We start from the raw sequence: 26,297 nt of genomic DNA, 5'->3' as shown, positions 1-26,297 counted from the left end.
GGGGCAGTCGGCACACGCCGGAGGGCAAGACCATCTGGGCGGAGCTGACGCTGCTCGGCGAGGAGTGACGGCGCAGCGGGGCGGGTCACCGGGCGTTTGATGTGATGGTGGGGCGCCACGACCATCCTCGGAGGACCGAACTCTGAACAGCCCGCTCGGCCCGGGCGGCCCCGCCGCCGTCGGCACCCCGCTCGCCCAGGCCCTCTCCGCCCCCCTCGGCAGCCCGTTCGCCGAGGCCCTCTCCGTCGCCCTGCTCGTCGTCGTCCTCGTCTGCGCGGTGGTCCGGCCGTTCGGCTGGCCCGAGGCGGTGGTGGCGGTGCCGGCCGCGGCACTGGTGGTCGTCACGGGCGCGATCCCCCTGGACCACGTCCGCGCCGAGGCCGCGCATCTCGGGCCGGTGATCGGCTTCCTGGCGGCGGTCCTCGTGCTGGCCCGGTTCTGCGACGACGAGGGGCTCTTCCGGGCCTGCGGCGCCTGGATGGCGCGCTGGGCGAAGGCCCGTCCGGGGCGGTTGCTGACCGCCGTCTTCGCGCTCGCCTCCGCCATCACGGCCGTGCTCAGTCTCGACGCGACCATCGTGCTGCTCACCCCGGTCGTGTTCGCGACGGCGGCCCGGATGGGAGCCCGCCCCAAGCCGCACGTGTACGCCTGCACCCACCTGTCGAACACGGCCTCGCTGCTCCTGCCGGTCTCCAACCTCACCAATCTGCTCGCGTTCACCACCAGCGGCCTCAGCTTCACCCGGTTCGCCGCGCTGATGGTCCTGCCCTGGCTGGTCGCGATCGGCGCCGAGTACGTGGTCTTCCGGCGCTTCTTCGCCCACGACCTGGGCGCGGCGGCACCCGAGCCGAGTGCCGAGGAGCCGCCGGAGGTCCCCGTGTTCGCCCTGGTCACCGTGGGCTGCACCCTGGCGGGCTTCGTCGCCGCCTCCGCGCTCGGCATCGACCCGGCCTGGTCCGCGGCGGCGGGCGCGCTGGTGCTGGCCGGGCGCGCGCTCGCGCGGCGCCGGGCCACCCCGCTGACCGTCGTGAAGGCCGCGGCGCCGTCGTTCCTCGCCTTCGTCCTCGCCCTGGGCGTCGTCGTCCGGGCCGTCGTCGACAACGGGCTGGCCGACGCGCTGGGGCGGCTCCTGCCGGACGGCAGCGACCTGCCCGCCCTGCTCGGCATCGCCGCGCTCGCCGCCGTGCTGGCCAACCTGATCAACAATCTGCCCGCGGTCCTCGTCCTGCTGCCGCTGACCGCGGCGTCCGGCCCCGGCGCCGTGCTGGCCGTCCTCCTCGGCGTCAACATCGGGCCGAACCTGACCTACGCGGGTTCCCTCGCGACGCTGTTGTGGCGGCGTATCGTGCACCAGCACGAACACGGAGTCGATCTCAAGGAGTTCACCCGGCTGGGGCTGATCGCCGTGCCCGCGGCGCTGGTCCCCGCCGTACTGGCACTGTGGTTGTCTCTCCAGGTCGTCGGAGGCTGATGAGCATGCGGGTGGTCGTCTGGCTGGTCGAGGGGACGTGGCCGGCGTGCGTGGACGCCGTGCGCGGGCATGTGCCCGGCGCCGCCGAGGTGGTCCTGCTGCACGTCTCGGAACCCGACGTGCCCGGTCTGGCGCACGGCGCGTTCGCCGGACTGCTCGGCCGCGCGCGCTCCGAGCCCGACCCGGGCGACCGGATGGAGACGCTGGGCACCACCTCGGCCGCGCGGCTCCTCGACGCGGCGGCGCGGCGGCTGGACCGCCCGGCCACGAGGCTGGAACGCGCCGGGCGCGCCGAACGGGAGGTCGTGGCCGTCGCCGAGGGCGCCGACCTGCTGGTGCTGGCCCGTGACGGCGACCGGGCGCACCTCGGCCCGCGCAGTCTGGGACCGGCCGGACGGTTCGTCGTCGACCACGCGCCCTGCCCGGTGCTGCTGGTGTGGCCCGAATCGCCGCCGGACGTCGCTACGTTGCCGCCGCCTCCCCCGCACCCGTGACCGCCGCGTTCCGGTAGGCGCCCGGCGGCATGCCGTAGCGCTGCCGGAAGACACGGTTGAAGTGGAAGGCGCTGGTGAAGCCGGAGGTCGCGGCCACGCGTCCCACGGGCAGTTCGGTGACTTCGAGGAGCCGGGCCGCGTGCAGCAGCCGCGCGTCGCGCAGCGCCCGCATCGGAGACCGGCCGAGTTGCTCCGTGAACAGGTGCGCGAAGCGGGACGGTGAGAGGGAGACCGCCGCGGCCAGCGACCGTACGGTGTGCGGCACGCTCGGGTCGGCCGCGATCAGGGACTCGGCGTGCCGGATCCGCGCGTCGACGCCGGGGCCGCGGTGCTCGGCCCGCGCCGTGGCGAGCAGCACGATCTCCTCCAGCGAACAGAGCGTCAGCTCCCGTGCGGCGGTGCCGTGCGCCACCGCGACCGCGCCGGCGTCCGGCCACGCGGGACCGGGCGGCGGGCCGGCCCCCGTCCAGCGGGCGTCGGAGAACATCCGCCGGAAAGCAGCCTCGATACGGCTCCGACGCGGACCGGCGCCTGTCGCGTCCGGCCCGCCGGGTCCCGTGCCACCGGTGACCGGGCCACCGGTTTGCGCGCCACCCGCGTCCGGCCCGCCGAATTCCGTGCCGTCGGCGACCGACCCATACGTGTCCGGGCCACCGGGTCCCGTGCCACCGCTTTGCGTGCCGCCCGCGTGCGGCCCACCGGAATCCGTACCGCCTGGTCCCGTGCCGCCTGCGACCGGCCCGCCGGGACGCGTCTCGTCCGTCTCCGGTCCGACCGCGTACAGCCCGTCGGTGAGCGCGTACGGCCGCAGCCGGGCCACCCAGGCGGGGCGGGCCTGGCAGTGCGCCCACCAGAACGCCCAGTGCCCGGCGCCCGGTTCGACGGCGTAGCGGTGCGCGGTGCCGGGTCCGAGAACCACCAGTTCCCCCGCACCGGCCACGGTCCGGGCCGCGCCCTGTTCGAGCAGACCGTGTCCGCCGGTGGTCCAGGTGAACAGCCAGCTGTCCGAGCCGCGCGGGCGGTCGACGCGGTAGCCGGGGCGCTGGTCGAAGAGGCCGATCGTCACCAGGCCGGGCGGCGGCGACGGAGCGGCAGCCCCGGACAACTCGTCAGCACGCACAGGCATCCTCCGGTGGAGCGCACCGACCTAGCGTGGAACACCTGGTACACCGGGCGGAAGGGGCGGTCGCATGACAGTCGGGGACAACAGCGGGGTACGGGGTTCCGCGAAGGCTTCCGGGCCGCGGCGGTGGGGGGCCGAGTTCGCGGAGCGGGGTTTCGTGGTGGAGCGCGGCCTGTTCACCACCACCGAGATCGACGAACTGTGCGCCGAGTTCACCGCGCTGCACGCCGAGGGACCCGTCCCGGGGCATTTCGAACCCCGCGCCGCCGAGAGCGACGGCCCGCCCGACCCGCTGCACACCCATCCCCGCGTCATGCACCCGCACCGCATCAGCGCCCTGGCGCTGCGCCTCCTGCTCGACCCCCGGCTGCGCGAGGTACTGGAGTCCCTGCTGGGCGAGGAGGTCCTGGCCGCGCAGAGCATGTTCTACTTCAAGCCGCCCGGCGCCCGCGGCCAGGCGCTGCATCAGGACAACTTCTATCTGCGGGTCGAACCGGGCACCTGTGTGGCGGCCTGGATCGCCTGTGACGCGATCGACCGCGAGAACGGCGGTCTGGAGGTCGTGCCGGGCACGCACCGCATGGACCTGTTCTGTCCCGAGGAGGCGGACCCCGAGGTCTCCTTCGCGCGCGAGTACGTCGCGCCGCCGCCCGGCCTCGCTCCCGTACCCGTCGACATGGCCCCCGGCGACGTGCTGTTCTTCAACGGCAGCCTCGTGCACGGTTCCGGCCCCAACCGCAGCGCCGACCGGTTCCGCCGCTCCTTCATCGGCCACTACGCGGGCCGCTCCGCGCAACGCATCGGCCGCTTCTACCGGACGCTGACAATGAGCGGGGCCCCCGTCGCCCTGCCGGAGAGCGAGGGCGCGGGGCCCTGCGGCACCGAGTTCGCGCCGCCCGGCCCGCACTGACCGGTCAGGACGGCTCCTCGGGCAGCGCGTCCCGCAGCTGCGCCCGTGCGGTGATGCCGAGCTTCGGGAAGATCCGGTAGAGATGGAAGCCGACCGTGCGAGGCGACAGGAAGATGCGTTCTCCGATCTCGCGGTTGGTCAGGCCCGCGGCCGCGAGGCGGGCGATCTGGATCTGCTGCGAACTCAGTTCGGCGAGCACGTCGTGGGACGTGGCCGACGGGGTGCCGGGGGTGACGCCCGCGGCACGCAGCTCCGCGCGGGCCCGCTCGGCCCACGGGCGGGTGCCGAGCCGTTCGAAGACCTCCAGGGCGGCCGTGTACAGCGGGCGGGCCGCCGACGCGCGGCGCCGCCGGCGCAGCCACTCCGCGTAGTCGAGGCGGACCTGGGCCCGTTCGAAGGGCCACCGGTCGCCCGCCGGATCCGCCAGCGCCGCGACGAAGTGCCGTTCGGCATCGTCCGGTTCGGCGAGCAGGGCGCGGGCCCGGTGCACGATCGCGTCCAGGCGCGGGGACACCTCGCCCTCGGCGAGCCGCGTCAGCGTCGCGTCGAGGACGAGCCGCGCGTCCTCGGTGCGCCCCGTGCGTACGGCGGCGGCCGCGAGGTCGCCGAGGTAGTAGTCGGAGGCGTGGAAGTGCAGGGGCGCGGGCTCCGGGTCCTGGGTGTAGACGGCCCGGAAGCGGTCGTAGGCCGCCGCGTGGTCGCCCTCGGCGAGCGCGGCGGCGCCCAGCGCGTAGTGCGCGCGCACCTGGAGGCTGCGGCAGTGCGGCAGGTCGATGCCGTGCACGGCGCGCTGCACGGTGGCGCGGGCGGCCTCGGTGTCGCCGCTCAGCGCGAGCAGCGTGGCGCGCAGCAGCGGCGCTCCGACGGCCACGTTCTCCAGTCCGGCCTCCGCCGCCGTGCGGTACCCCTCGTCGAGCGCCGCGCGGCACTCCGACCAGGCCCCGCTCTCGTGCAGGGCCAGCGCGAGCGCCTGGGCGACGGTCGCGTTGGTCCCGGAGGTCGGGGAGCGGCGCAGGTGTTCCAGGGCTCCGCCGAGCAGGCGCACCGCCTCGGCGGTCTCGTCGAGCACCCAGGCGGCGCCGCCCGCGACGACCATGCGAGTCAGCGGGACGTCGACCTCGGCGCCCGCCTCGGGTTCGGGCAGGGGTTCGCTCCAGCCGGCGGCGAGCAGCGCGAGGGCCCGCCGCCGGTTGCGTACGGGGTCGCAGCCCGCGAGGACCCAGAGGCGGGCCGTCTCGTCCTGCTGGGCCGGCACCCGTTCCAGGGTGCGCAGGATCCGCTCACGGTGTTCGGGGGCGCCCGAGTTGTACGCGGGCGTGGTGGCGGTGCCGAGGGCGTCGAGGGCGAGGCCGGGATGAGTGTCGGCGGCCGCTTCGGCGACCGGCAGCAGGAAGCCCAGCGCGCCCGCGAACTGGGTGGTCACGGCGAGCGCCCAGCCCGCGCGGAGCGAGGCCTCGGCGAGCAGCTCGGGGTCGTCGGTGAGGGTGGCGACGCGGGCGCTGATCTCCCCCACCCAGCGGGGGTGTCCTGCGTACATCGCCATGGTGGCGGCCCGTACCAGGCGGCGGGCGCGGACGGCGGAGTCGGGGCTGAGCCTGGCCGCGCGCTCCAGGGCAGTGGCGGCGGCCGCGTAACCGCCCCGGCGCTGCGCCCGCGCCGCGCTGGCCTCCAGTTCCCGGGCGGCGTCCTCGTCCACTCCGGACACGGCGGCCGCGTGGTGCCAGGCGCGGCGGTCCGGGTCGCCCGCGAGTGCGTCGGCGAGCCTGCGGTGGGCGGTGTGGCGTTCGGCGTAGGTCGCGGCCTGGTAGACGGCGGAGCGGATCAGCGGGTGCCGGAAGCGTATGCGGCCGTCGTCGATACGGACGAGTCCGGCGCGTTCGGCGGGCAGCCAGTCGTCCGGGGTGGCGGACTCCCCGGCGGCCGCGTGGATGGCGGGGAGTTCGGCGCTCTCCGCGGCGGCGGCGAGGAGCAGCAACTGCCGTGTGCTGTCGGGCAGTCCGGGCAGGTCGGCGGCGAAGATGGCTTCCAGCCGGTCGGTGAGGGGCAGCGCACCGTCCTCGGCCGCCTCGGGGTCGCGCCCGACGGCCCGGGCGAGTTCGACCAGGGCCAGCGGCACGCCCGCCGCCTGTTCCAGGACACGGGAGCGGGCCCGGCCGGACGGTGGATGCGGCTGGCGGTCCAGGAGCCGTCCGGCCGCCGCGCGGTCGAGCGGTTCCACCGTGACGCGGCGTATCTCGCGGGTGAACTGCGCGGGGACGAGGGTGTCGCGGGCGGCGACGAGCAGGGCGACCGGTTCGCCTTCCAGCCGCCTGGCCACGAACGCGAGGACGTCGAGCGTGCCCACGTCCAGCCAGTGCGCGTCGTCGACCACGAGCAGCAGGGGACCGCGTTCGGCGGCGTCGGACAGCAGCGTCAGGGCGCCGAGCGCGGTCAGCATCGGATCGGACGCCGGGCCGGTGGCGTCGTCGAGTCCGAACACGCCGAGCAGTGCGGTCCGTTGGCGTGTCGGCAGTCCCTCGGCCAGGTCGAGCACGGGCCGCAGCAGCTGGTGCAGTCCGGCGAAGGCGAGCTGCGACTCGCTCTCGCTGCCGCGGCAGCGCAGCACCCGTACGCCGGCCCGCCGGGCGAGCCGGGCGGCTGCGTCCAGCAGGACGCTCTTGCCCGCGCCCGGAGCGCCGGCGAGGGCCACGGACGCCGTCCCGCCCGCCGCCAGCTCCTCCACCAGGCGGGTGAGCAGGCCGAGTTCGGGCTCGCGCCCGATGATCTATTCGTCACCGGCCGACGTCATGCGGCACGTCCCGGGAGCGTCTCGGAGGTGAAGCGGAGGACCGCGTCGGCGACCCCCCGGGGGTTCTCGAGGAGCATCGCGTGGGTGCCGTCGATGCCGGCCACGCGCACTCCGGGGCGCTCGGCGGCCAGGAGGTCGAGATCCCTGGCGAGCCCCTGGCCGTAGGCGGTCATGAGCTCGTCGAACCAGTCCACGCCCGGGACCGGCGGTACGGGTCGCAGGGCGCGCCCCAGCAGCAGCGGTACGGGCACCCGCCGGAAGAGGGCGAACAGGTCGAGCGACTCGATCGCGGCGAGCATCTCCAGTGCGCGGTCGCGCACGGGCCGCAACTCCAGCCGTCCGTCCGGCCGTTCGGTGACGGAACGCCGGACGCCCGCCTCCAGCAGGTCGTAGGGGATGCCGAGCTGTCCGGACATCGTGCGCTGCCTGGCGAGTTCCTGCGCGAGTCCGTCGGCCGGCAGCGGACCGCGGGCCGAGGCGGCCTCCGCCATCTGACGCACCTGGGCGAGCCGTTCCTCGACGTACGCCGGGTCGAGGCCCACGTACTGGTCGGGGCGGCCCCACGCGTAGCCGTCGAGGTTGACCGCGCCGGGTACGGCGTCCGGGTGGGCCAGCGCGTGCAGGACGGCGACCATCCCGCCGAGGGAGTGGCCGACCGGCAGCGCGTCCGGGATGTCGTGCTTCTCCAGCACCGCCTGGATGTCGGCGAGCACGCCGGGGAAGTTCCAGGGCCCGGAGGGCGAGAGACCGTGTCCGCGGAGGTCGACGGCGAGCACCCGGTGACGGCGGGTGAGCAGCGGGGCGACGGCCGCCCAGTCCGCGAGGGTGCGGCCCGCGCCGTGCAGCAGGAGCAGGGGCGGCCCGTCGCCCCCGTGGTCGTGTACGGCCAGTGAGATACGGTCTCCGGTCATGTCCTGACAATAAGCCCCGAATCAGGGCTCCATGACGAGGTGAAGGGTGGCCAGCGGGCCGCCGGGGACCTGCTGGAGCCGTCCGCCCTCGGCCAATGGGCCGAGATCCACGGCCGCCCAGCCCACCCGCCCGGCGATCCGCGCCACTCGGCCGTTGGCGCCCGGGTGGTTGCCGGAGAGAAAGATCACACGCCGTCCGGCCGGGGTCCGCGGGTCGGCGCCGAGGACGTCCGGCCGCAGCGTGTTGAACGCCTTCACCAGCCGGGATCCGGGCACCAGGCCGGCGACGACCTCGCTGGAGGTCCGGCCACCGGGGCCGTCGGACCCGGAGCCGGGCGGGCCGGGCAAGTGGCCGGTCGGACGGCCCGGCGGGTTGGTGGTGTCGATGACGATCCGTTCCTGCCAGTCGGACACGTCGGCCGCGGCCACCGCCTCGCGCAGCCGCCGCCACGGTACGGCGAGGACGACGACCTCCTCCTCGGCCGCCTCGGCCACGGTGCCGGCCAGCAGACCCGGCCCCGTCGAGGACACGAGCCCCCGCAACGACCGCGGCCCGCGGCTGTCGCTGATGACGACCTGCTCGCCCGCGGCGACGAACCGCCCGGCGAGTGCCTGTCCGATCGCTCCGGCACCGATGATTCCGATGGTCATGGTGTGCTTGCTCTCCTCGATGTGCCGCGTTCCGGTGAGGGGCGTCCCGGACGCGAGGTGCGGCCAGCATCGGCCCCGGTGGCACGGCCGGGTATCCGTCGGGTGACCGGCGCGTTCCGATCGGCCGCCTTGACGCGGGCGCAATCACACGATTTGATCCTGCACGTGCCGTGGTGTCACCCGGCACACCAGAGGTGCGCCCAGCCGGTAGCGGACTCCGTTCAAGTCCGGCCCCAGTCGCCAGGACCGCGGGAAGCGTCCGAGGCGGGGTCGTACTCGCGAGTGCTGGAGCGACATGCCCGACACACGTGTTTCCCCTGTCAGGGGGGCGGCCGCGGCTGCCCTGACGATGGTCCTGGCACTGGCCGGCTGCGGCTCGGGCGGGGACACCGACGCCTCGCCGAAGGGCTCCGCGACGGCGGGGTCCGGCAAGGACGCGGTCGAACTCCCGCCGCTGCACGCGGGCTTCGACTACCAGATCGGCGGCGCCTATCCCCCGCCCGCCGGGGTCCGTGTCGTCAGCCGGGACCGTGCCGCGTCCCCCGCGCCGGGCCTCTACAACGTCTGCTACGTGAACGCCTTCCAGGCGCAGCCTCAGGAGCGCGGTCAGTGGCCCGCCGACCTGCTGCTGCGGGACGCCCGGGGCGAGGTCGTCGTCGACGAGGACTGGGACGAGGCCCTGCTCGACATCCGTACGCCGGCCAAGCGCGAGCGGGTGGCCGAGCGGGTCGGCCGGTGGATCGACGGCTGCGCCGGCAAGGGCTTCGACGCCGTCGAGCCGGACAACTACGACAGCTACACGCGCTCGCACCACCTGCTGACCGCCGACGACGCGACCGCGTTCATCACGCTGCTGTCGGCCCGCGCGCACGCCCGGAACCTGGCCATCGGCCAGAAGAACACGGTGGAGCTGGCGGGCGTGCGGGAACGCACCGGGCTCGACTTCGCGGTGGCGGAGGAGTGCGGCGAGTACGACGAGTGCGGGGAGTACGCGAAGGCGTTCCACGACCGGGTGCTGGTCGTCGAGTACACGGACAGCGGCCTGCGCAAGGCCCGTTCGGGCTACGGTGACCGGCTGAGCATCGTGCGCCGCGATGTGCTGGTGTCGACTCCGGACAGCGCGGACTACGTGCGCAGGACCCGCTGACGGAGTCCGGGGCGACGGCCCTGCTTCCTCGCCGGTTTCCGGCGCGCGGGACGGCCCGTGCGGAACCACCGCGTGCCGCACGCGCCCGGACGGGCCGCGGTGCATACTCGTCTCCCTGCCGTCCGTCCGGGCGGTCGTGGCAGGCCCGCGGACCGGTGCGCGCCCGAATCCGGGTGCTCCCGGATGAGCAGGCCCGTACGGAGCGGACGTAACCAAGGGCATGTCCACATTCCTGGCCGGCAGGCACGACGAGCAGCTCCCGGTGAGCGGTGCGGAGCTCCCCGCGCGACGGCGGCTGCCGCGGCGGCACCGGCGGCTGCTGTTCGTCCTGGCCGTGGTCGCGCTGCTGGCCGAGATGGCGGTGGCGATGGTCACGACGGCGGTGCAGCAGACCCCGACGATCGACGAGCCGGTCTATGTGGGTACGGCCGTGGTCTACACGCAGCAGCACAGCCTGCGCTACAACCCCGAGCACCCGCCGCTGGGCAAACTGATCGTCGCGAGCGGCCTGGTCTTCGCCCACCCGCACCTGGACGAGGGGTTCGCGGGTGATCAGACGGAGCTCGGGCGACATGTGCTGTACGAGTCGGGCAACGACCCCTGGCGGGTGATGTTCTGGGCGCGGCTGCCGGTGATGGTGCTGACGCTGCTGTTCGGCCTGGTCGTTCTGGCGTTCGCCAGGGAACTCGTCGGCCCCGTGGGCGGGTTGACGGCGCTGGCGCTGTACGCGTTCTCGCCCGATGTGATCACGCATGGCTCGCTGGCCACGCTCGACGTCCCCGCGTCGGGCTTTCTGCTGACCTCGGTGTGGCTGCTGTGGCGGGCCCGGCGGCGCCCGGTGCTCCATCTGCCGCTCGCGGGGGCGGCGCTGGGCGCGGCGCTGGCCACCAAGATGAGCATGCTGCCCGCCGTCCCGGTGCTGCTGCTCCTGGCGGCCCTGTCGGTGAGGCACGCGCGCCGCTCCGGCCCGTCGTCCGCCGGTCCGGCGCAGGACGGCGGGGCGGTCGACGCTCCGGCCGCGGCCGGGCCGTCCGGCAGGCACGGGTGGGTCCGGCTCCTGGGGTTCGGCGCGGCGGGCGCGGCCGGGCCGTCCGGCAGGCACGGGTGGGTCCGGCTCCTGGGGTTCGGCGCGGCGGGCGCGGCCGGCACGGCGCTGGTGGCCGTCGCCGTGGTGTGGGCCGCGTATCTGGCGGTCGACCCGCGGCTGCGCTGGACGGCGCCGGCGGACCTGCCTCCGGTGCACGGCCTGCGCGCACTGCTCGTCGACGTGCTGCCGTTCCCGCGGCCGTACCGGGACGGCATGCGTGTGCAGTTCGGCTTCGAGAACGCGACCTGGCAGGGCTTCCTGTTCGGCCGTCTCTACGCGGGTTCGCTCTGGTACTACCTTCCGGCGGCGCTGCTGGTGAAGACGCCGCTCGGCATGCTCGCCCTGTGGGCGGCCGGGGCGGCCGCGCTGATCGCGGTGCCCCGGCTGCGGCCCGCGGCCCCGTACGTCCTGATCCCCCCGGCGCTGCTGCTGGGCACGGCCATGCTGGGGTCCCGCGACCTCGGGGTGCGCTACGCCCTGTTCGTGCCGGTGTTCCTCGCGGTCGCGGCGGCCTGCGTCGTGGCCTTCGGACGGCGCTGGGCACACGGGGTCACGGCGGCGCTGGTGCTGTTCGTCGCCGTCAGTTCACTGGCGACGTACCCCTTCTATCTGCCGTACTCGAACGAGGCGTTCGGCGGGCCGTCGAAGACCCGGCTGCGCCTGCACGACTCGAACGTCGACTGGGGGCAGGACCTGGGGCGGCTCGCCGACCGGCTGCGCGAGCGGTACCCGCGGGAGAAGGTGTGGCTCGTCTACAAGGGTGCCGGCGTGCCGTCGGCGTACGGCATCCACGCGGCCGATCCCCGCACGGCGGACCCGGACGACGTGCACGGGCTGCTCGTCGTCTCGGACACCTCGGTCGCGAAGGCCGACGACCGGCTGGCGGCGCTGCTGGCCACCAGTCTGCCGATCGACGACGTCGGCCACTCGATCACCGTCTACCGCAGGCCCTGACCCGTCGCGCTCTCGGGGGTGAGCAGGTCCAGCACCCGCTCCCAGCGGAACTCCCGGCGTCCGCCGTCCTGTTGGAGCTCACCGGAGTACGGGTCCCCGAAGCGGACGCCCATCCCCCGCAGCCGCTCGACGCTCGCGCGGTAGGCGGGGTGTGACGCCAGCGCCTCGTTCACGCACGGGAGTACGGCGATCGGGACGCCGAGCCCGTACGCCTCGCACAGGGTGCCCAGGGCGAGGGTGTCCGATATGCCGGCGGCCCACTTGTTCACGGTGTTGAAGGTGGCCGGGGCGACGGCCACCGCGTCGGGGGCCGGGAACGGACGCGGGTCGCCGGGGGCGCGCCAGGCGGAGCGGATCGGGCGGCCGGTCCGCTCCTGCACGGCGGTCGCGTCGATGAAGCCGAGGCCCTGCGGGGTGGCGATGACGCCGACCTCCCAGTCCCGCTCCTGTGCCGTGGTGATGAGGTCGCCGACGTCCTCGGCGATGCCGGCCGCGCAGACGACGACGTAGAGGAAGGGCCTTTCCGCGTGTTCGCTCACGCGGGAAACCCTAGTGAACGGGGAAGGGCGCCCCGCGCTCCGCCTCCGGACGCGGACCGAGGATCCGGCGTTCCTTCTCCTCGATGCGCACGTCGTTGATGCTGGCCTCACGCCGCGTCATGAGGCCGTGCTCGTCGAACTCCCACAGCTCGTTCCCGTAGGAGCGCCACCACTGACCCTCGGCGTCGCACGCCTCGTACTGGAAGCGGACGGCGATGCGGTTGCCGTCGAAGGCCCAGAGGTCCTTGCGCAGGGCGTACTCGCGCTCGCGTGCCCACTTCGCGGTGAGCAGCTCCACGATCTCGGCGCGGCCGGTGACGAAGGTGTCGCGGTTGCGCCAGACCGAGTCCTCCGAGTAGGCGAGCGAGACCTTGTGCGGGTCCCGGGTGTTCCAGGCGTCCTCGGCGGCCTGGACCTTCTGGGCGGCGGTCTGCCGGGTGAAGGGCGGCAGGGGCGGGCGGTCGGTCATGGCGATTCCTCGGTCCGGTGTCGGGATCACGAGCGAGAACGGCCGTTCTCGCTCTGGCTGCTAACCTAGAGAACGACCGTTCTCACGTCAAGGAGACCCCCGCATGGACCGCACGACCGCCCGGGACCAGGCCCTCGCCCTCGCCCGGGAACAGGCGCTCGACGCGGCCGAGGAGCTGTTCTACGGCCGTGGTGTGCAGAGCGTCGGCATGGACGACATCCGCGGCGCGTCAGGGGTCTCGCTCAAGCGGCTGTACCAGCTGTTCCCCGCCAAGGACCGGCTCGTGGAGGCGTACCTGGAGCGGCGCGACCTGCGCTGGCGCGGGCGGCTGGCCGAGCACGTCGACCGCCACGAACAGCCCGAGGAGCGCATCCTGGCCGTCTTCGAGTGGCTGGGACTGTGGTTCGCCGAGCCCGGTTTCCGCGGCTGCGCCTGGATCAACGCGTACGGCGAACTGGGCCCCACCTCCCCCGGCGTCACCGACCGGGTCACGGCGCACAAGGAGGCGTTCAGGGACTACCTGGACGGCCTCGTGTCCGACGCCGGGCTCCCTTCCGTGCTCACCGGCCGGCTCTTCCTGCTGGCCGAGGGCGCCATGGTGACCGCCGGCATCACACGGAGCGCGGAGCCGGCGGGACAGGCGGCGGACGCGGCGCGCGTGCTGCTGGCGGCCGGGCGGCGGGACGCCGCCGGCGGGGCACGGCCCGGCGGCCAGGGATGAGGGTGCCGCTCAGGAGGCGAGTGCCGTGACCTCCGCCCGCGCCGCCGCGAGCGAGGCCGCCGCGAGCCCCTCGAACCGGGCGCGCCCCGCGAGGGACTGGACTTCCAGACGCCCTACCTGGCCTACTGCGCTCCCGTGCCGCGCGCCGGGAGGAGTTCGTCGGGCAGTGCTTTGCGGACCGGATCGGCGAGGCGGACGACGGGGGCGACCCCGCGCTCGAAGCGCAGCTCACCGAGTCCGTCGGGCTCGCGATGCTCGTGGTCCTCGACAGGCTGGGCCCGGCCGAGCGGATCGCGTTCGTGCTGCACGACATGTTCGCCGTGCCGTTCGAGGAGATCGCACCCGTCGTGGGCCGCACCCAGGTGGCGGCCAAGAAGCCGGCGAGCCGCGCGCGCCACAAGGTGCGGGGCACTCCGGTCGTGCCCGGCACCGAGCTCGACCGGCACCGGCGGGTGGCCGAGGCGTTCCTCGCCGCCGCCCGGGGCGGTGATCTCGGGGCACTGCTCGCGGTGCTCGACCCCGACGTCGTACGCCGCGCCGACCCCGTCACCGTGCCTGCCGGCACGGCGACGGTGGTCCGTGGCGCGCGGGCGGTCGCCGAGGAGACGGTGTTCCTGCGGGAGCGGGCGCGTCACGCGGCGACCGCGCTGGTCGACGGAACCGTGGGACTGGTCGTCGCCCCGCGCGGACGGCTGCGCATCGCCCTCACCCTGAGGGTCGAGGACGAACGGATCACGGCGTACGAGGTGATCGCCGACCCCGGACGCCTGCGCCGCCTGGAGCTCGCCGTCCTGGAGCGGTGACGGCCGGCGCGTCCGCCCTCAGGTCCCGGTCACCGTGATGGCGCCGACCGGGCAGGCCCGCGCCGCCTCCCGCACCATGGGGTCGCCGCCGCCGTCCTCGCGACCGGGCAGCAGCTCGCTGAATCCGTCGTCGTCCTGCGTGAAGACGTTCGGGGCGGCCAGCGCGCACTGTCCCGCGCCGATGCACACGTTCTTGTCGATCGAGATCTCGATGTTCATGCCCGAAAGCCTCTTACCAGGTCACGGGGAGTTCCAGCATCCCCTGGATCGTGTCCCCGGGTTTGAACGCGATGGTGTCCGCCGGTGCGTCGAGCCGCAGCCCGGGGAAGCGGTCGAAGAGCGACAGCAGCGCGATCTCCATCTCGGCGCGCGCCAGGTTCTGGCCCAGGCACTGGTGGATGCCGAAGCCGAACGCGAGGTGCTGGCGGGTGGAACGGTGCCAGTCCAGGTCGTCCGGTTCCGGGAAGGTGTGCTCGTCGCGGTTGATGACCGAGGTGGAGAAGACGACGCCGTCGCCGGCACGGATGGTCGTCCCCGCCGTCTCGATGTCCTCGACGGCGACGCGCAGCAGACCGTCCGCGATGGACAAAAAGCGCAGCAGCTCCTCGACGGCGGCGGGCATCAGGGCCGGCTCGGCCCGCAGTTCGGCCAGCTGCTCCGGGTGCCTCAGCAGGGTGAACGTGCCGAGCGAGATCATGTTGGCCGTGGTCTCGTGCCCGGCGACGAGCAGGATCGTGGCCAGCGAGATCAGCTCCTCGCGGTCCAGCGCCCCCTCGCTCAGCCGGTCCCGGACGAGCTCGTCGAGGAGCCCGTCGCCCTGTCCGCCGTGCTTGCGGTCGATCAAGGCGCCGAAGTACGCGTCCAGGGCTTCGCGCGCCTTCTCCGTGTCGGCCGCGGTGGGCCCGCGCAGCAGCCTGCGGGACTGCTCCTCGAAGAAGTCGTGGTCTTCGTAGGGCACGCCGAGCAGGGCGCAGATGACCATGGACGGCACGGGCAGCGCGAAGGCGTCCACCAGCTCCGCGGGCGGGCCCTGTCGCTCCATCCGGTCCAGGAGGCGGTCGACGGTCTCCTGGATGCGCGGCCGCAGACCGGCGATCCGTTTGAGGGTGAAGCTCGGGACCAGCATCCGCCGCTGGGTGCGGTGCTCGGGGTCGTCGAGACCGAGCAGCGCGACACGGCGGTTGCGGACCTCGGCGAACCGTCGTGTCGGCGCCGGGAAGGCGGGCCGGGTGCGGTCCGACGAGAGCCGTGGGTCGGCCAGCAGGTCGCGGGCGGCGCCGTGACCTGTGACGACCCACACGGTCCTGCCGTCGAACAGGGAGACCCGTGAGAGCGGGCGCGCCTCACGCAGCGGGTCGTAGGCGGTGGGCGGGTGGTAGGGACACGTGCGGTCCTGGGGGAAGGCAACCGGATCTGTCGTGAGGGGTTCTGTCATGGATGACCTCGCAAGCGCTGGTTCCCTCTTGCCGATCTTCATTAGATGCCCGGGGCATCTAGACGGCCACGCGAAGTTCGGCCAGATGCCCCGGACCGGCGATCTGTCCGAAGCCCGTGCGGCGGACCTCCTGTTTCCTCGGACTTCCGGCCCGTGCGACGGGCCCGGCGGTCTCCGCGTGGCCTGATCTCCCTCGGCGCGGCCCTCGCGTAATTGGCTTGCGTGGGCGGATCCGGTGGCCCGAGGATCTGCCCATGCCCACGATCGAAGCCTTTCTGCCGCCGACTTCCGCCGCCGCTCGTCCGGTGCGGGTCCAGCAGCAGCCCGGCCGACCGCGGAGGCCCTCGCTCCCTCGGTCGTGACCGCCGCGCTCGTCGCGGGGCTCGTCGCGGGCTATGGCATCGCCATGCCCGTCGGGGCCGTCGCGACATATCTAGTGTCCCTCACCGCACGTACGTCCCTTCGGACAGGCGCCTGCGCGGCGCTCGGCGTCGCGACCGCGGACGGGCTGTACGCCCTGGTCGCAGCGCTGGGCGGTGCGGCGCTCGCGGCCACGTTGCGGCCGGTCATGGTCCCGCTGCGGTGGGCCTCGGTGCTCGTCCTGGCCGTGCTCGCGGTCCGGGGTGCGATCGCCGCGGTCCGTCAGTACCGCGGGCGGCGATCGGCCGCCCGGACGGGACAGGACCCGCCCCGGCCGGCCCGCGCCTACCTGGCGCTGCTCGGCATCACACTGCTCAACCCGACCACCGTCGTGTACTTCGCGGCGCTGGTGCTCGGCAGCAGCTCCGCCGACGCGGCGGCTCCCCTGGAACAGGGGGTGTTCGTGCTCGCCGCGTTCGCCGCGTCCGCGAGCTGGCAGCTCGTGCTGGCCTGCGGCGGAGCACTGCTCGGCCGCGCCCTGACCGGACACCGGGGACGGCTGGTGACGGCGCTCGCGTCCAGCGCGGTGATCACGGCGCTCGCCGTCCGCATGCTCCTGGCCGCGCCGTGAACGGTCCGGGGCCGCCCCGCGCGGCAGGAGGACGCGCGGGGCGGCGTTGTGGAGGATCGGCGTCCGCACTGGTGTTGAATCGTGCCGACAGCACGACCGGCTACGACACGACGATGGGACGGAAGCCATGCCGCTCGAGGGCGAGTACGAGCCCAGCCCGGCTCAGTGGGTGCGGGACCAGGTGGAGCTGTACGAGAGTTCCGGCGGGACCAAGGGGACGACGCTGCTCGACACGGGCCTGCCCGTCATCATCCTCACGACCCGCGGCGCCAAGAGCGGGAAGATCCGCAAGACGCCGCTGATGCGCGTCGAGCACGACGGGAGGTACGCCGTCGTCGCCTCGCAGGGCGGCGCCCCCAAGCACCCCGTCTGGTACCACAACGTCCTGTCCGACCCGCACGTGGAGCTCCAGGACGGCCCCGTGCGCCAGGACATGACGGCCCGTGAGCTCAGCGGCGACGAGAAGGCCCAGTGGTGGGAGCGGGCCGTCGCGGCGTACCCCCCGTACGCCGAGTACCAGCAGAAGACCGACCGGGTCATCCCCGTCTTCCTGCTGGAGCCGTCGGGCTGATCCCCACGCCTGCGGGACGGGCCGTCACCGGCGTCCGTACCACCGCCGGAAAATCTTGGAATCGGTGCGCATGATCCGCCAGGTGCCGGGCACCCGAGCGTCAGGCCCCGTCGCGCTCCCCCGTCGCGGCGGGGCTTTCCGCTGCCCGCGCGCCGCGTGCGGCCGCCCGTGCCGTCCGCGCGTCGGTGACGTCGAGGAAGATCTGGTCGGCATCCGGGAACGTGTGGGCGACGGAGCGCTTGATGCGCACCGCGACGTCCTCCACCTCCTCGCTGTCGAGCCCGGGGACGAGGTCGATCCGCGCGGCGACCAGTGTCGAGTCCAGACCCAGCTCCATGGTGAGCAGCGCCTCCACGCTGTCGATCTCGGGCTGCGCCTCCAACAGGGCGCGGATCCTGCCGCGCTGCTCCTCGTCGGCGGCCCGGCCGATCAACTGGTCGCGTGCCTCGCGGCCCAGCCGGTAGGCGACGTACATGAGGAGCGCCCCGATGGCGAGGGAGGCGGCGGCCTCCCAGACGACCTGGCCGGTGACCATGTGCAGCGCCATGCCGGCCATGGCGAGGACCACACCGAGCACCGCCGTGCCGTCCTCGGCGACGACCGTGCGCAGCGCGGGGTCCCGCATGCCGTCCGTGCCGCCCTGCCGGTGCGCCTGATGGAGCGCCCTCCACAGGGAGGCGCCCTCGGCGAGGAAGGCCACCCCGAGGACCACGAGCCCGGCGCGGTAGCCGCCGAGGGACTCCTCGGCGCCGTTCCTGAGTGCCTCGATCCCCTGGAAGAAGGAGAAGCAGCCACCCATGACGAAGATGCCGACCGCGGCCAGCAGGGACCAGAAGAACCGCTCCTTGCCGTAGCCGAAGGGGTGCCGGCTGTCGGCGGGGCGGCGGCTGCGCCGCAGGGCCGCGAGGAGGAACACCTCGTTCAGGCTGTCGGCCACGGAGTGCGCCGCCTCGGAGAGGAGGGCCGGTGAACCCGCGAGCAGGCCTCCTACCGCCTTGGCCGCGGCGATCAGTAGATTGGCACCCAGTGCCACCAGCACGGTGACCCGGGTCTTCCGGTCCGATCCGCCCGAGGAGGACGAACCGTCCGATGGAGCCGAGTGATCAGGGGGAGCCGGGTGATCCGGGGGCGCCGGCCGGTCGGCGGAATCGGGGCGGCTCGGAGGATCGGGGCGGTCCCGGTCTCGCGGAAGGGACGGCTGATCCGGGCGGTCCCGGCCACGCGGAGGGGACAGCCGATCCGGGCGGTCCAGGGGCGAGCCGTTCGGCCTGTTCCTCGGGTCGTTGCGCACACCGTCCGGCTTCCCGGGTCCGCGTACCTCACACCGTGGTGGCGGCCTGAATCGAGCCCGTTCACCTGGGCACCCGTATCAGGGCACAGCAGGGAGGCGACACCGCATGGGCGAGAGCGCGGGCAACGCGAGTCTCGGCAAGAAGGCGTTCAAAAGGTCCCGGAGCCACTTCGCGGACCGCATCACGGCGGACGGCCGCGACGGCTGGCCGGTGGAGGCGGGGCGCTACCGGCTGGTCGTCAGCCGTGCCTGCCCCTGGGCGAGCCGCGCGCTGATCTCGCGGCGGCTGCTCGGTCTGGAGGGCGCCCTGTCACTGGCGGTGACCGATCCCGTCCAGGACGACCGGAGCTGGCGCTTCACCCTGGACCCGGACGGCCGGGACCCGGTGCTCGGCATCCGCTTCCTCGGCGAGGCCTACGACGCACGGGAGAAGGACTACCCCGGCGGTGTCAGCGTGCCGGCCGTGGTGGACGTGCCCAGCGGCAGGCTGGTCACCAACGACTACCAGCAGATCACGCTGGACCTCGCCACCGAGTGGACGGCCCTGCACCGGGAAGGGGCACCGGACCTCTACCCGCAACGGCTGCGGGGTGAGATCGACGAGGTCGTGGCGGGCGTCTACGAGGACGTCAACAACGGTGTGTACCGGGCGGGTTTCGCGACGGGGCAGGAGGAGTACGAGGAAGCCTGCGCGGGGGTCTTCCGTCGTCTGGAGCAGCTGGCCGGGCGGCTGGCGGACCGCCGTTACCTGGTCGGCGACGCGATCACCGAGGCGGACATCCGGCTGTTCACCACGCTCGTCCGCTTCGACGCCGTCTACCACGGCCACTTCAAGTGCAACCGCTGGAAGCTGACGGAGAACCAGATCCTGTGGGCGTACGCCCGTGACCTCTACCAGACGCCGGGATTCGGTGACACCGTCGACTTCGACCACATCAAACGGCACTACTACCAAGTCCACACCGGTATCAACCCGACCGGGATCGTCCCCCTCGGACCGGACCTGGCGGGCTGGCTGACGCCCCATCACCGCGAACGGCTCGGCGGGCGGCCCTTCGGAGAGGGAACCGCACCGGGCCCGGTGCCCGAGGACGAACGCGTCCCGGCGCACGGACGTCCCTGACCGCACACGCAACGGAGAGACCCAGGTGTCCAGGAAGAAGCAGCAGAAGAAGCTCAAACTCGTCTACAAGCCGGTCGGCATGGCGCTGAGCTGGGCGGGCGGTGCGCTCGCCGGGCTCGCCTTCCAGCAGGCGTGGAAGGCGATACGGCACGAGGACGACGCTCCCGACGCCCTGGACAAGGACCGCGGCTGGGGCGAGATCCTGCTGGCCGCAGCGGTCCAGGGCGCGATCTTCGCCGTCGTGCGCAGCGCGGTGGACCGCACGGGAGCGAAGGCCATCGAGCGCTCCACCGGTGTGTGGCCGTCCGCGGACACAGGCGGCCGCGACTGACACGCACCGGCCCGCCGGGGCGTGATCCGTGACGGAAGTCCGTACGGACCACGCCCCGCCGGGCCGGCCCTGTGCGCCGCGGCGTCGCTCGCCTCAGCCCTGTTTGGGCGCCGTCGGCCGCGAGCAGCGCAGCGTGAACGAGTGCCCGGCCGGGTCGGCATAGCCCCGCTCCTCGAACGGACCGGCCGCGTCCTTCGTCTCGATCGGCCGGCCGCCGAGACCGATGACCCTGCGTTCGGCCTCGTCCAGGTCCTCCACGAGGAAGTCGAGGTGCACCTGGAGGGAGTTCTCGGGGCGCGGCCAGCTCGGCGGTGCCGCCGTCACGTCGCGGCGGAACGCCAGCCGGACGCCGTCGGCGCCCCGGATCTCCACGCGGTTCGCCGACGCGTCCGTCTCCTCGGCGTCGAGCAGTTGCTTGTAGAAGGCGGCGAGCTTCTCGGGCTCGACGCAGTCCAGCACCACGACGCCTGCCGTGACCAGTGCCATGTGTCCTCCGTAGGGTTCCGGGACGGCGCGGCGGCATCCGGCCGCCGCTGCGCCGTCTTCCCGGGTACCCCCGGATCAGTCGGTCACGAGCCACTCGCCGTCGCGCATGAGGTCGCGGCCGGTGAGCTCCTCGACCTCGCGCCAGGCCTGGACGCGCTGCGGGGTGATGCTGAAGTACAGGTAGCGGGTGGTGAGTTCACGCGGGTCGAAGCCGGTCTTGCGGGCGAAGGCGTCCCCGACCCCGTCCGGCAGCTCGGCGGCCTCCCGGGCCGTCACGGTGCCCTCGACGAGGACGACGTCGCGGGTCGCCCCGATGCCCAGGCGTGTCCTGCCGGTCGCCCGCAGGTTGCGGCCGGTGGGGCTCTCGGCCGGGGTGGCCACCAGCAGGGTCCTGCCGTCCCAGAGGTAGGACAGCGGGACCAGATACGGGGTTCCCCCCTCGCCGTCGGCCGTGGACACCCAGGCGTCGACGTCGTTCTCCAGCCGGTCGAGGGTGTCCTGCTTGCGCTGTTTCGCGGTGCGGGCGGGCGGGTTCATCGTCGGGTGGCCTCCTGGTGACGACGTGCGGAACGGTTCCGCGACCATCATGATCGAGCGGGGCGACGCGCACAGCCGTTCGCCGTTCTCTCCCGGTGCGCACGCCGGGTGCGCCTACGTCGTCCGCTGCCCCTCGATCTCCGCGAGCCGCGCCGCCGCGGCGGTCAGCAGCAGGTCCAGGGCGGCGGGGTAGGCGCTGCGTCGCATGTCCGCCACCAAGTGACGGGCGGTCGCCGCGATGTGCGGGTGGCTGTCGGCGGGCAGCCGGGCGTACGTCGCCCGCCACACGTCCGCCTCCGCCTCACGGGCCGGCCGCGGCAGGGCGACGCTCGCCGCGTCGAGGGCGGCGAAGGCCAGGGCCTGGTCGACGAACGCGTGGTAGATCCGTACGGCCTCGGGGTCGGGGAAGCCGGCCCCGCGCAGGACGCCGAGGATCGTCTCCACCGCCTCGATCTCGTGGACGCGGCCCGTGACGCGGTAGGAGCTGAGCACCGCGGCCTGCGGGTGCGCGAGGGAGTCCGCGTGCATGCGCAGGCCCAGGTCGCGCAGGTCGGCGCGCCAGTCGCCGGTGGGCCGCCAGGTGCGCAGCGTACGGCCGATGAGTTCGTCGGCGATGGCGAGCAACAGGTCGTCGGTGTCGCGGAAGTAGCGGTACAGGGCGGTGGGGTCGGCGCCGAGCGCGAGGCCGAGGCGGCGGACGGTGAGCGCGTCGGCCCCGTGCTCCTTGAGCAGCCGCAGCGCCGTCTCGACGATCAGCTCCTCGGAGAGCACGACCCCCGTCTTGGTGGGGCGTCGGCGCCGACGGGCGGTGGGCGGGACGACTCGGTCGTTCATGGGCTCTCCTTCCGGTGCCGGAACCTTATGTCAACAGCGTTGACCTGTTAAGTCCCCGAGCAGTTTCATTTCCGGTCATCGGGCCGGTCCCAGGCCCCGGGTGCGATCGGAGCAGGACATGTCGCAGCAGCCGTACGGCGGGGATCCCCCGTCCCTGCGCAGAACCCTCGGCGTCGTCGACGGCGTCGCCATCGCCGCCTCCAGCACGGCGGCGACCACCAGCATCGGCATCGGTCTCGGAGTGACCGCGGGAGTGGTCGGACTGCATCTGCCGGCCATCATGCTGCTGGCCTTCCTGCCCGTCCTCGGCATCGCCGGCGCGTACTCACGGCTCAACCGGGTGGAGCCGAACGCGGGCAACGGCTACACCTGGGTGGGCCGTTCGCTCACTCCCTGGCTGGGCTTCCTCGTCGGCTGGGTGAACATCGTGGCCACGGTGGCCTTCCTCGCGTACACCACGGCGGTGACGGGGTCGGCGATGCTCCAGCTCGCCGGTGACGCGGGGCTGCACGACCTGGGCGGCCTGCGGCTCGACCCGGGCTCCACCGCGCAGACCACCGCGCTCGGCATCGTGGTCCTGGCCGCCGTCACGCTCACCGCGGTCACCGGCGTGCGCACCGCGGCCCGGCTGCAGAGCGGGCTGCTGGTCTTCGAGTACGTGGTGCTGCTGGGCTTCTGCGGCTACGGCATCGTGACGGGACCGCATCCCTTCAGCCTGAGCTGGTTCGACCCGTTCGCCATCCCCTCCACGACCGCGCTCGCCCAGGGTCTGCTGCTGTCCGTCTTCTGCTACTGGGGCTTCGACGCGGCGTTCACGGTGAACGAGGAGGTGCGCGATCCGCGGGACGCCTCGCGGGCCGGGACGATCACGCTGGTGACCATGCTGGGGCTGTTCCTGCTGGGTTCCGTGGCCTTCCAGCGCGTCCTGAGCGAGCAGGAGCTGGCCGGGCACGGCGCGGAGGGGCTGGCGTTCTTCGGCGAACGGCTGGCCGCCCAGCCGCTGGCCGCGCTGCCGCTGGTGGCCCTGCTCTTCTCGGCCGTGGCGTCGCTGCAGTCCGGGGTGATCCCGACCGCACGCGGGATGTTCGCGATGAGCCGGGACCGTACGCTCGGCCCCGTGTGGTCCAGGGTCAGCGCGCGGTACGGGACTCCGGCGGTCGGCACGCTGCTGATCGGCGCGCTGGCGACGGCCGTGGCCGGGCTCGCCCTGGTGATCCCCCGGCTCGCCGACATGATCATGGCGACGGTCAACGCGGTCGGCATCGTCGTCGCGCTGTCGTACGCGCTCATCGCCCTCGCCGCCGCCGCGCGCTTTCGCGGGCTGCTGCGCGAGGACCTGCGGCAGGGCATACGGGCGGTGGTCCTGCCCACGGTGAGCGCCGTGGCGCTGCTGGGGCTCGGCGGCTACCTCGCGTACTCCTTCTACACCTCGGCCGACCATCTCGAAGTCAGCGCGGACAACGGCTGGTTCCTGCTGCTGACCCCCACTGTCATGATCGCCTCCGGCTTCGTGGCCGCCGCGTGGGCGAAGTGGGTGCGCAGGTCCCCCTACTTCGTCACGGGGCTCGGCACCGACGCCGACGCGCCCGGGCCACTGATCCCGTCCGACCAAGGAACCGAACATGCACGCTGATCTCCTCTTCACCGGCGGCCCGGTCCTCACCCCCGAGGGCCGCACCGCCACGGCCGTCGCCGTGACCGGCGACCGGATCACCGCCGTCGGGAACGCGGAGGTCCACGACCTCGCGGGACCGGGGACCGAGGTCGTCGACCTCGCCGGACGCCTGCTCCTGCCGGGGTTCCAGGACGCACACGTCCACCCGGTCCCGGCGGGCCTGGAACTGACCCAGTGCGACCTCACGGAGGCGAAGACGGCCGAGGAGACGCTCGCCGCCGTCCGCGCGTACGCCGCCGCGCACCCCGACCGGGAGTGGATCACGGGCGGCGGCTGGTCCATGGAGGCCTTCGAGGGCGGGACGCCGACCAGGCAACTGCTGGACGCGGTCGTGCCGGACCGGCCGGTGTACCTGCCCAACCGGGACCATCATGGCGCCTGGGTCAACAGCCGCGCGCTGGAGCTCGCGGGGGTCACCCGGGACACGCCGGATCCGGCCGACGGCCGGTTCGAGCGCGACGCCGAGGGCGAGCCCACCGGCATGCTCCAGGAGGGGGCGATGCAGTCCGTCGGCCGGCTCACCCCGCCGGCCACCGCGGCGGACCGGCTCGCCGCGCTGCTGCATGCCCAGCGGCATCTGCACTCGCTCGGCATCACCGCGTGGCAGGACGCGCTCCTCGGATCCTTCCTCGGCATGGACGATCCGTCCGAGGCGTATCTGACGGCGGCTCGGGACGGGTCGCTCACCGCTCGTGTGGTCGGCGCGCTGTGGTGGGACCGTGCGCGGGGGGCCGAGCAGATCCTCGAACTCGTGGAGCGGCGGGCCGCGTCGGCGCACGGCCGGTTCAACGCCGGCAGCGTCAAGCTCATGCTGGACGGGGTCGCCGAGAACGGCACGGCCTCACTGCTCAGTCCCTATCTGGACAAGTGCGGTTGCGCGACGGCCAATCGCGGCACCAGCTTCATCGACCCGGACCGACTGCACGCGTACGTCACGGAGTTGGACGCGCTCGGCTTCCAGTGCCACTTCCACGCGCTGGGCGACCGGGCCGTGCGCGACGCCCTGGACGCCGTCGAGGCGGCCCGGAAGGCGAACGGCCCCAGCGACACACGTCCGCACCTGGCCCACCTCCAGGTCGTGCACCCGGACGACGTGCCCCGGTTCGCGCACCTGGGTGCCACGGCGAACATCCAGCCGCTGTGGGCAGCGCACGAGCCGCAGATGGACGAGCTGACGATCCCGTTCCTCGGCCCCGAACGCGCCTCCTGGCAGTACCCGTTCGGCGCGCTGCTGCGTTCCGGGGCGCGGCTGGCGGCGGGCAGCGACTGGCCGGTCAGCAGCGCCGACCCGCTGCAGGGCATTCATGTCGCCGTCAACCGGGTGAGCCCCGACGAGCCAGGACCGGTGTTCCTGCCCGGCGAGCGCATCGGCCTGACGGACGCGCTGACGGCGTACACCGCGGGCTCGGCGTACGCCAACCACCTCGACGACACGGGCCGTGTGCGGGTGGGGGCGCTGGCGGATCTCGTGGTGCTGGACCGCGATCCGTACCAGGGCCCGCCGGAGGCGATCGGCGGGACCGGGGTGGCGCTCACCTACGTCGGCGGTGAGCGCGTGTACACGGCACCGGACGCCTGATTCCGTACGGCCCGGCCCCTGCCACACGGTGGGACGGGACGGGACGGGCGAGGGGCGCGTCACCTCTGCGGAGGGGCGCGTCCTTCGTCGTGAGAGACGCGTCCTTCGTCGTGAGATGCGCGTCTCTCGCGTCATGAGGGGCGCGTCTGCGGTTTCACACCCGCATCACGCGTTACGGATGTCACACCATAGATCGTTTAGGCTCTGGGCAGTCTCGAAGCGCGCTTGAGTCGTCAACTACCGGCTCAAAAAGCACAGTTCGAGTCAGCGGGCGTCGAGAGCGATCGCCCGTGCACAGGGGCGGGGGCCTGTGAATCGCCTCACGAAAGGACGCGAATGCCGCAGGACGTCAGGTTCGACCTCCCGTTCAAGACCCCCGTCAGCGAGCACCTGGAGTACGCCCGAGAGCGCCACCTGCGCTGGGTGTGGGACATGGGGCTGGTGCGCAGCCAGGCCGGATTCGAGGAGTACCAGTCCTGGGACCTTCCCCAGGCTGCGGCACGGACCTATCCTCACGCCTCGGCCGACGACATGGTCGTCCTGATGAACTGGTTCTCGCTGGCCTTCCTGTTCGACGACCAGTTCGACACGGGACAACCGGACCGCGCGGACCGCATAGCCGAGGTCGCCAGGGAGTTGATAGCCACCCCGCTGCGCCCCGCGGGGACCGCTCCCCGGGTCAGCTGCCCGATCACCGTCGCCTGGGCGGAGGTCTGGGGACATCTCTCGGATGGCATGTCCCTGACGTGGCGGACCCGGTTCGCCGCCTCCTGGGGGCGCTTCCTGGTGGCCCACACCGAAGAGGTCGACCTCGCCGCGCGGGACCTGGCCGGCACCCTGAGCCTCGCCGAGTACGCCGAGTTCCGGCGCCGGACGGTGGGCATCCACCACAGCATCGACGCCGGTGAGCGCAGCCGTGGCTTCGAGGTGCCCGCGCAGGTCCAGGCGCATCCGCTGATGGTCCGGATGCGCGATCTCGCCGCCGACACCATCGGGTTCATGAACGACATCCACTCCTTCGAGCGCGAGAAGCGGCGGGGCGACGGGCACAACCTGATCGCCGTGCTGCACCGCGAGCGCGGCTGCGGCTGGGAGGAGGCCGCCGCCGAGGCCTACCGGATGACCACCGACTGCCTCGACGAGTACCTCGCGCTGGAGGCACGCGTGCCGGAGATGTGCGAGGAGCTCCGGCTGACCGCCGAGCAGGAGACCCAGGTCCGGATGGGCGTGGAGGCCATCCAGCACTGGATCAACGGCAATTACGAGTGGGGCCTGACCTCGGGCCGCTACGCCGCGGCCAAGGAGGGCCCGGCGGCGACCGCCGAACTGGCCGGCAGGGGATCGCTGGACGACCTGCTCGCGGTCTGACGTGCCGC

The 26,297-nt window shown here is 73.4% G+C and carries 27 protein-coding genes; 14 read left to right on the top strand and 13 right to left on the bottom strand.

The features are described 5' to 3' along the window. The first annotated feature begins 250 nt into the window (after nucleotides 1–250). Together BKI49_RS34135 and BKI49_RS34130 are read left to right on the top strand one after the other, a co-directional pair. Complete coding sequence (locus tag BKI49_RS34135) at nucleotides 251–1,471, top strand: SLC13 family permease (RefSeq protein WP_257005066.1); 1,221 nt, start codon at nucleotides 251–253, stop codon at nucleotides 1,469–1,471. Between the two features lie 5 nt (nucleotides 1,472–1,476). Continuing rightward, nucleotides 1,477–1,965 carry a universal stress protein gene (locus BKI49_RS34130; protein ID WP_095938190.1) on the top strand — a complete coding sequence of 163 codons (489 nt, stop codon included), beginning with the start codon at nucleotides 1,477–1,479 and terminating at the stop codon, nucleotides 1,963–1,965. Here the strand turns inward: BKI49_RS34130 and BKI49_RS34125 are convergent. After that, nucleotides 1,934–3,091, bottom strand: a complete 1,158-nt coding sequence (locus BKI49_RS34125; RefSeq protein WP_095938186.1) for an AraC family transcriptional regulator — start codon at nucleotides 3,089–3,091, stop codon at nucleotides 1,934–1,936. The genes BKI49_RS34130 and BKI49_RS34125 overlap by 32 nt on opposite strands. A gap of 64 nt (nucleotides 3,092–3,155) precedes the next feature. On the opposite strand from BKI49_RS34125, the gene BKI49_RS34120 reads away from it, so the two are divergent. After that, nucleotides 3,156–3,998, top strand: coding sequence for a phytanoyl-CoA dioxygenase family protein (locus BKI49_RS34120; RefSeq protein WP_095938185.1), 843 nt, complete (start codon nucleotides 3,156–3,158; stop codon nucleotides 3,996–3,998). A 4-nt stretch (nucleotides 3,999–4,002) separates the two neighbouring features. Here the strand turns inward: BKI49_RS34120 and BKI49_RS34115 are convergent, their stop codons facing one another. From BKI49_RS34115 to BKI49_RS34105, 3 genes are read right to left on the bottom strand one after another with little or no spacing between them, the layout of a single operon-like run. Beyond that, complete coding sequence (locus tag BKI49_RS34115) at nucleotides 4,003–6,759, bottom strand: helix-turn-helix transcriptional regulator (protein ID WP_257005065.1); 2,757 nt, start codon at nucleotides 6,757–6,759, stop codon at nucleotides 4,003–4,005. 23 nt (nucleotides 6,760–6,782) lie between these two features. Next, on the bottom strand, nucleotides 6,783–7,697 hold the full coding sequence (locus BKI49_RS34110) for an alpha/beta fold hydrolase (RefSeq protein WP_095938183.1): 915 nt from the start codon (nucleotides 7,695–7,697) through the stop codon (nucleotides 6,783–6,785). 21 nt (nucleotides 7,698–7,718) lie between these two features. Next, nucleotides 7,719–8,348 carry an NADPH-dependent F420 reductase gene (locus tag BKI49_RS34105; RefSeq protein ID WP_095938182.1) on the bottom strand — a complete coding sequence of 210 codons (630 nt, stop codon included), beginning with the start codon at nucleotides 8,346–8,348 and terminating at the stop codon, nucleotides 7,719–7,721. 295 nt (nucleotides 8,349–8,643) lie between these two features. On the opposite strand from BKI49_RS34105, the gene BKI49_RS34100 reads away from it, so the two are divergent. Together BKI49_RS34100 and BKI49_RS34095 are read left to right on the top strand one after the other, a co-directional pair. Beyond that, a complete protein-coding gene (locus tag BKI49_RS34100) occupies nucleotides 8,644–9,495 on the top strand; it encodes an endo alpha-1,4 polygalactosaminidase (protein ID WP_095938181.1) in 852 nt (283 codons plus the stop codon). Between the two features lie 220 nt (nucleotides 9,496–9,715). Continuing rightward, complete coding sequence (locus BKI49_RS34095; RefSeq protein WP_095938180.1) at nucleotides 9,716–11,536, top strand: ArnT family glycosyltransferase; 1,821 nt, start codon at nucleotides 9,716–9,718, stop codon at nucleotides 11,534–11,536. Here the strand turns inward: BKI49_RS34095 and BKI49_RS34090 are convergent. Further along, on the bottom strand, nucleotides 11,521–12,075 hold the full coding sequence (locus tag BKI49_RS34090) for a flavoprotein (protein ID WP_095938179.1): 555 nt from the start codon (nucleotides 12,073–12,075) through the stop codon (nucleotides 11,521–11,523). The genes BKI49_RS34095 and BKI49_RS34090 overlap by 16 nt on opposite strands. A gap of 10 nt (nucleotides 12,076–12,085) precedes the next feature. Further along, a complete protein-coding gene (locus BKI49_RS34085) occupies nucleotides 12,086–12,544 on the bottom strand; it encodes a nuclear transport factor 2 family protein (RefSeq protein ID WP_179332674.1) in 459 nt (152 codons plus the stop codon). A 103-nt stretch (nucleotides 12,545–12,647) separates the two neighbouring features. On the opposite strand from BKI49_RS34085, the gene BKI49_RS34080 reads away from it, so the two are divergent. Continuing rightward, nucleotides 12,648–13,265 (top strand): TetR/AcrR family transcriptional regulator, encoded by a 618-nt coding sequence (locus BKI49_RS34080; protein ID WP_095938178.1) that lies wholly within the window; start codon nucleotides 12,648–12,650, stop codon nucleotides 13,263–13,265. Between the two features lie 122 nt (nucleotides 13,266–13,387). Here BKI49_RS34080 and BKI49_RS36400 read toward each other — a convergent pair whose 3' ends face one another. Then, a complete protein-coding gene (locus tag BKI49_RS36400; protein WP_179332673.1) occupies nucleotides 13,388–13,573 on the bottom strand; it encodes a hypothetical protein in 186 nt (61 codons plus the stop codon). Between BKI49_RS36400 and BKI49_RS34075 the strand changes: the two genes are divergently transcribed. Further along, nucleotides 13,565–14,068, top strand: coding sequence for a sigma-70 family RNA polymerase sigma factor family protein (locus BKI49_RS34075; RefSeq protein WP_179332672.1), 504 nt, complete (start codon nucleotides 13,565–13,567; stop codon nucleotides 14,066–14,068). The genes BKI49_RS36400 and BKI49_RS34075 overlap by 9 nt on opposite strands. A gap of 18 nt (nucleotides 14,069–14,086) precedes the next feature. Here BKI49_RS34075 and BKI49_RS34070 read toward each other — a convergent pair whose 3' ends face one another. Together BKI49_RS34070 and BKI49_RS34065 are read right to left on the bottom strand one after the other, a co-directional pair. Beyond that, the gene (locus BKI49_RS34070) at nucleotides 14,087–14,281 is read right to left on the bottom strand and encodes a ferredoxin (protein WP_028798621.1); all 195 of its coding nucleotides are present in this window, start codon (nucleotides 14,279–14,281) and stop codon (nucleotides 14,087–14,089) included. Nucleotides 14,282–14,300: 19 nt separating this feature from the next. Then, entirely contained in the window at nucleotides 14,301–15,503 is a 1,203-nt protein-coding gene (locus BKI49_RS34065; RefSeq protein ID WP_095938177.1) for a cytochrome P450, read from the bottom strand. Between the two features lie 358 nt (nucleotides 15,504–15,861). On the opposite strand from BKI49_RS34065, the gene BKI49_RS34060 reads away from it, so the two are divergent. After that, nucleotides 15,862–16,494 carry a LysE/ArgO family amino acid transporter gene (locus BKI49_RS34060; RefSeq protein WP_179332671.1) on the top strand — a complete coding sequence of 211 codons (633 nt, stop codon included), beginning with the start codon at nucleotides 15,862–15,864 and terminating at the stop codon, nucleotides 16,492–16,494. 127 nt (nucleotides 16,495–16,621) lie between these two features. After that, nucleotides 16,622–17,065 carry a nitroreductase family deazaflavin-dependent oxidoreductase gene (locus BKI49_RS34055; protein WP_095938176.1) on the top strand — a complete coding sequence of 148 codons (444 nt, stop codon included), beginning with the start codon at nucleotides 16,622–16,624 and terminating at the stop codon, nucleotides 17,063–17,065. A gap of 100 nt (nucleotides 17,066–17,165) precedes the next feature. Here the strand turns inward: BKI49_RS34055 and BKI49_RS34050 are convergent, their stop codons facing one another. Further along, entirely contained in the window at nucleotides 17,166–18,104 is a 939-nt protein-coding gene (locus BKI49_RS34050) for a cation diffusion facilitator family transporter (protein WP_095938175.1), read from the bottom strand. Nucleotides 18,105–18,462: 358 nt separating this feature from the next. Between BKI49_RS34050 and BKI49_RS34045 the strand changes: the two genes are divergently transcribed. After that, nucleotides 18,463–19,479, top strand: coding sequence for a glutathione S-transferase family protein (locus BKI49_RS34045; RefSeq protein ID WP_095938174.1), 1,017 nt, complete (start codon nucleotides 18,463–18,465; stop codon nucleotides 19,477–19,479). Between the two features lie 25 nt (nucleotides 19,480–19,504). Further along, complete coding sequence (locus BKI49_RS34040; RefSeq protein ID WP_028798627.1) at nucleotides 19,505–19,810, top strand: DUF4235 domain-containing protein; 306 nt, start codon at nucleotides 19,505–19,507, stop codon at nucleotides 19,808–19,810. 93 nt (nucleotides 19,811–19,903) lie between these two features. On the opposite strand, the gene BKI49_RS34035 is transcribed toward BKI49_RS34040, so the two are convergent. From BKI49_RS34035 to BKI49_RS34025, 3 genes are all read right to left on the bottom strand, one after another. Further along, a complete protein-coding gene (locus BKI49_RS34035) occupies nucleotides 19,904–20,296 on the bottom strand; it encodes a VOC family protein (protein WP_095938173.1) in 393 nt (130 codons plus the stop codon). A 75-nt stretch (nucleotides 20,297–20,371) separates the two neighbouring features. After that, nucleotides 20,372–20,833 (bottom strand): pyridoxamine 5'-phosphate oxidase family protein, encoded by a 462-nt coding sequence (locus BKI49_RS34030; protein ID WP_028798629.1) that lies wholly within the window; start codon nucleotides 20,831–20,833, stop codon nucleotides 20,372–20,374. Between the two features lie 114 nt (nucleotides 20,834–20,947). Beyond that, complete coding sequence (locus BKI49_RS34025) at nucleotides 20,948–21,667, bottom strand: TetR/AcrR family transcriptional regulator (RefSeq protein WP_095938172.1); 720 nt, start codon at nucleotides 21,665–21,667, stop codon at nucleotides 20,948–20,950. A 118-nt stretch (nucleotides 21,668–21,785) separates the two neighbouring features. Between BKI49_RS34025 and BKI49_RS34020 the strand changes: the two genes are divergently transcribed. From BKI49_RS34020 to BKI49_RS34010, 3 genes are all read left to right on the top strand, one after another. Next, nucleotides 21,786–23,300: an APC family permease gene (locus BKI49_RS34020; RefSeq protein ID WP_095938171.1), complete on the top strand. Its 1,515-nt coding sequence runs from the start codon at nucleotides 21,786–21,788 to the stop codon at nucleotides 23,298–23,300. Next, nucleotides 23,290–24,921 carry an amidohydrolase gene (locus BKI49_RS34015; RefSeq protein WP_095938170.1) on the top strand — a complete coding sequence of 544 codons (1,632 nt, stop codon included), beginning with the start codon at nucleotides 23,290–23,292 and terminating at the stop codon, nucleotides 24,919–24,921. Before BKI49_RS34020 ends, BKI49_RS34015 begins: the two co-directional genes overlap by 11 nt. Nucleotides 24,922–25,257: 336 nt before the next feature. Further along, nucleotides 25,258–26,289, top strand: coding sequence for a 7-epi-alpha-eudesmol synthase (locus BKI49_RS34010; RefSeq protein ID WP_095938169.1), 1,032 nt, complete (start codon nucleotides 25,258–25,260; stop codon nucleotides 26,287–26,289). Nucleotides 26,290–26,297 lie beyond the last annotated feature (8 nt).

The sequence above is a fragment of the Streptomyces sp. Tue6028 genome (genome assembly GCF_002300165.1).
GTDB lineage: Bacteria > Actinomycetota > Actinomycetes > Streptomycetales > Streptomycetaceae > Streptomyces > Streptomyces siamensis.
Note: the sequence above shows the minus strand (reverse complement) of the source record. Positions and strands in the feature narration are given on the sequence as shown.

What these genes read in the sequence shown, in the direction of transcription:
- BKI49_RS34130 (WP_095938190.1), top strand. Translation starts at nt 1,477, where the DNA reads ATGCGGGTGGTCGTCTGGCTGGTCGAGGGGACGTGGCCGGCGTGCGTG.
- BKI49_RS34125 (WP_095938186.1), bottom strand. Translation starts at nt 3,091, where the DNA reads ATGCCTGTGCGTGCTGACGAGTTGTCCGGGGCTGCCGCTCCGTCGCCG.
- BKI49_RS34120 (WP_095938185.1), top strand. Translation starts at nt 3,156, where the DNA reads ATGACAGTCGGGGACAACAGCGGGGTACGGGGTTCCGCGAAGGCTTCC.
- BKI49_RS34110 (WP_095938183.1), bottom strand. Translation starts at nt 7,697, where the DNA reads ATGACCGGAGACCGTATCTCACTGGCCGTACACGACCACGGGGGCGAC.
- BKI49_RS34105 (WP_095938182.1), bottom strand. Translation starts at nt 8,348, where the DNA reads ATGACCATCGGAATCATCGGTGCCGGAGCGATCGGACAGGCACTCGCC.
- BKI49_RS34100 (WP_095938181.1), top strand. Translation starts at nt 8,644, where the DNA reads ATGCCCGACACACGTGTTTCCCCTGTCAGGGGGGCGGCCGCGGCTGCC.
- BKI49_RS34095 (WP_095938180.1), top strand. Translation starts at nt 9,716, where the DNA reads ATGTCCACATTCCTGGCCGGCAGGCACGACGAGCAGCTCCCGGTGAGC.
- BKI49_RS34085 (WP_179332674.1), bottom strand. Translation starts at nt 12,544, where the DNA reads ATGACCGACCGCCCGCCCCTGCCGCCCTTCACCCGGCAGACCGCCGCC.
- BKI49_RS34080 (WP_095938178.1), top strand. Translation starts at nt 12,648, where the DNA reads ATGGACCGCACGACCGCCCGGGACCAGGCCCTCGCCCTCGCCCGGGAA.
- BKI49_RS34065 (WP_095938177.1), bottom strand. Translation starts at nt 15,503, where the DNA reads ATGACAGAACCCCTCACGACAGATCCGGTTGCCTTCCCCCAGGACCGC.
- BKI49_RS34055 (WP_095938176.1), top strand. Translation starts at nt 16,622, where the DNA reads ATGCCGCTCGAGGGCGAGTACGAGCCCAGCCCGGCTCAGTGGGTGCGG.
- BKI49_RS34045 (WP_095938174.1), top strand. Translation starts at nt 18,463, where the DNA reads ATGGGCGAGAGCGCGGGCAACGCGAGTCTCGGCAAGAAGGCGTTCAAA.
- BKI49_RS34035 (WP_095938173.1), bottom strand. Translation starts at nt 20,296, where the DNA reads ATGGCACTGGTCACGGCAGGCGTCGTGGTGCTGGACTGCGTCGAGCCC.
- BKI49_RS34030 (WP_028798629.1), bottom strand. Translation starts at nt 20,833, where the DNA reads ATGAACCCGCCCGCCCGCACCGCGAAACAGCGCAAGCAGGACACCCTC.
- BKI49_RS34025 (WP_095938172.1), bottom strand. Translation starts at nt 21,667, where the DNA reads ATGAACGACCGAGTCGTCCCGCCCACCGCCCGTCGGCGCCGACGCCCC.
- BKI49_RS34020 (WP_095938171.1), top strand. Translation starts at nt 21,786, where the DNA reads ATGTCGCAGCAGCCGTACGGCGGGGATCCCCCGTCCCTGCGCAGAACC.
- BKI49_RS34015 (WP_095938170.1), top strand. Translation starts at nt 23,290, where the DNA reads ATGCACGCTGATCTCCTCTTCACCGGCGGCCCGGTCCTCACCCCCGAG.
- BKI49_RS34010 (WP_095938169.1), top strand. Translation starts at nt 25,258, where the DNA reads ATGCCGCAGGACGTCAGGTTCGACCTCCCGTTCAAGACCCCCGTCAGC.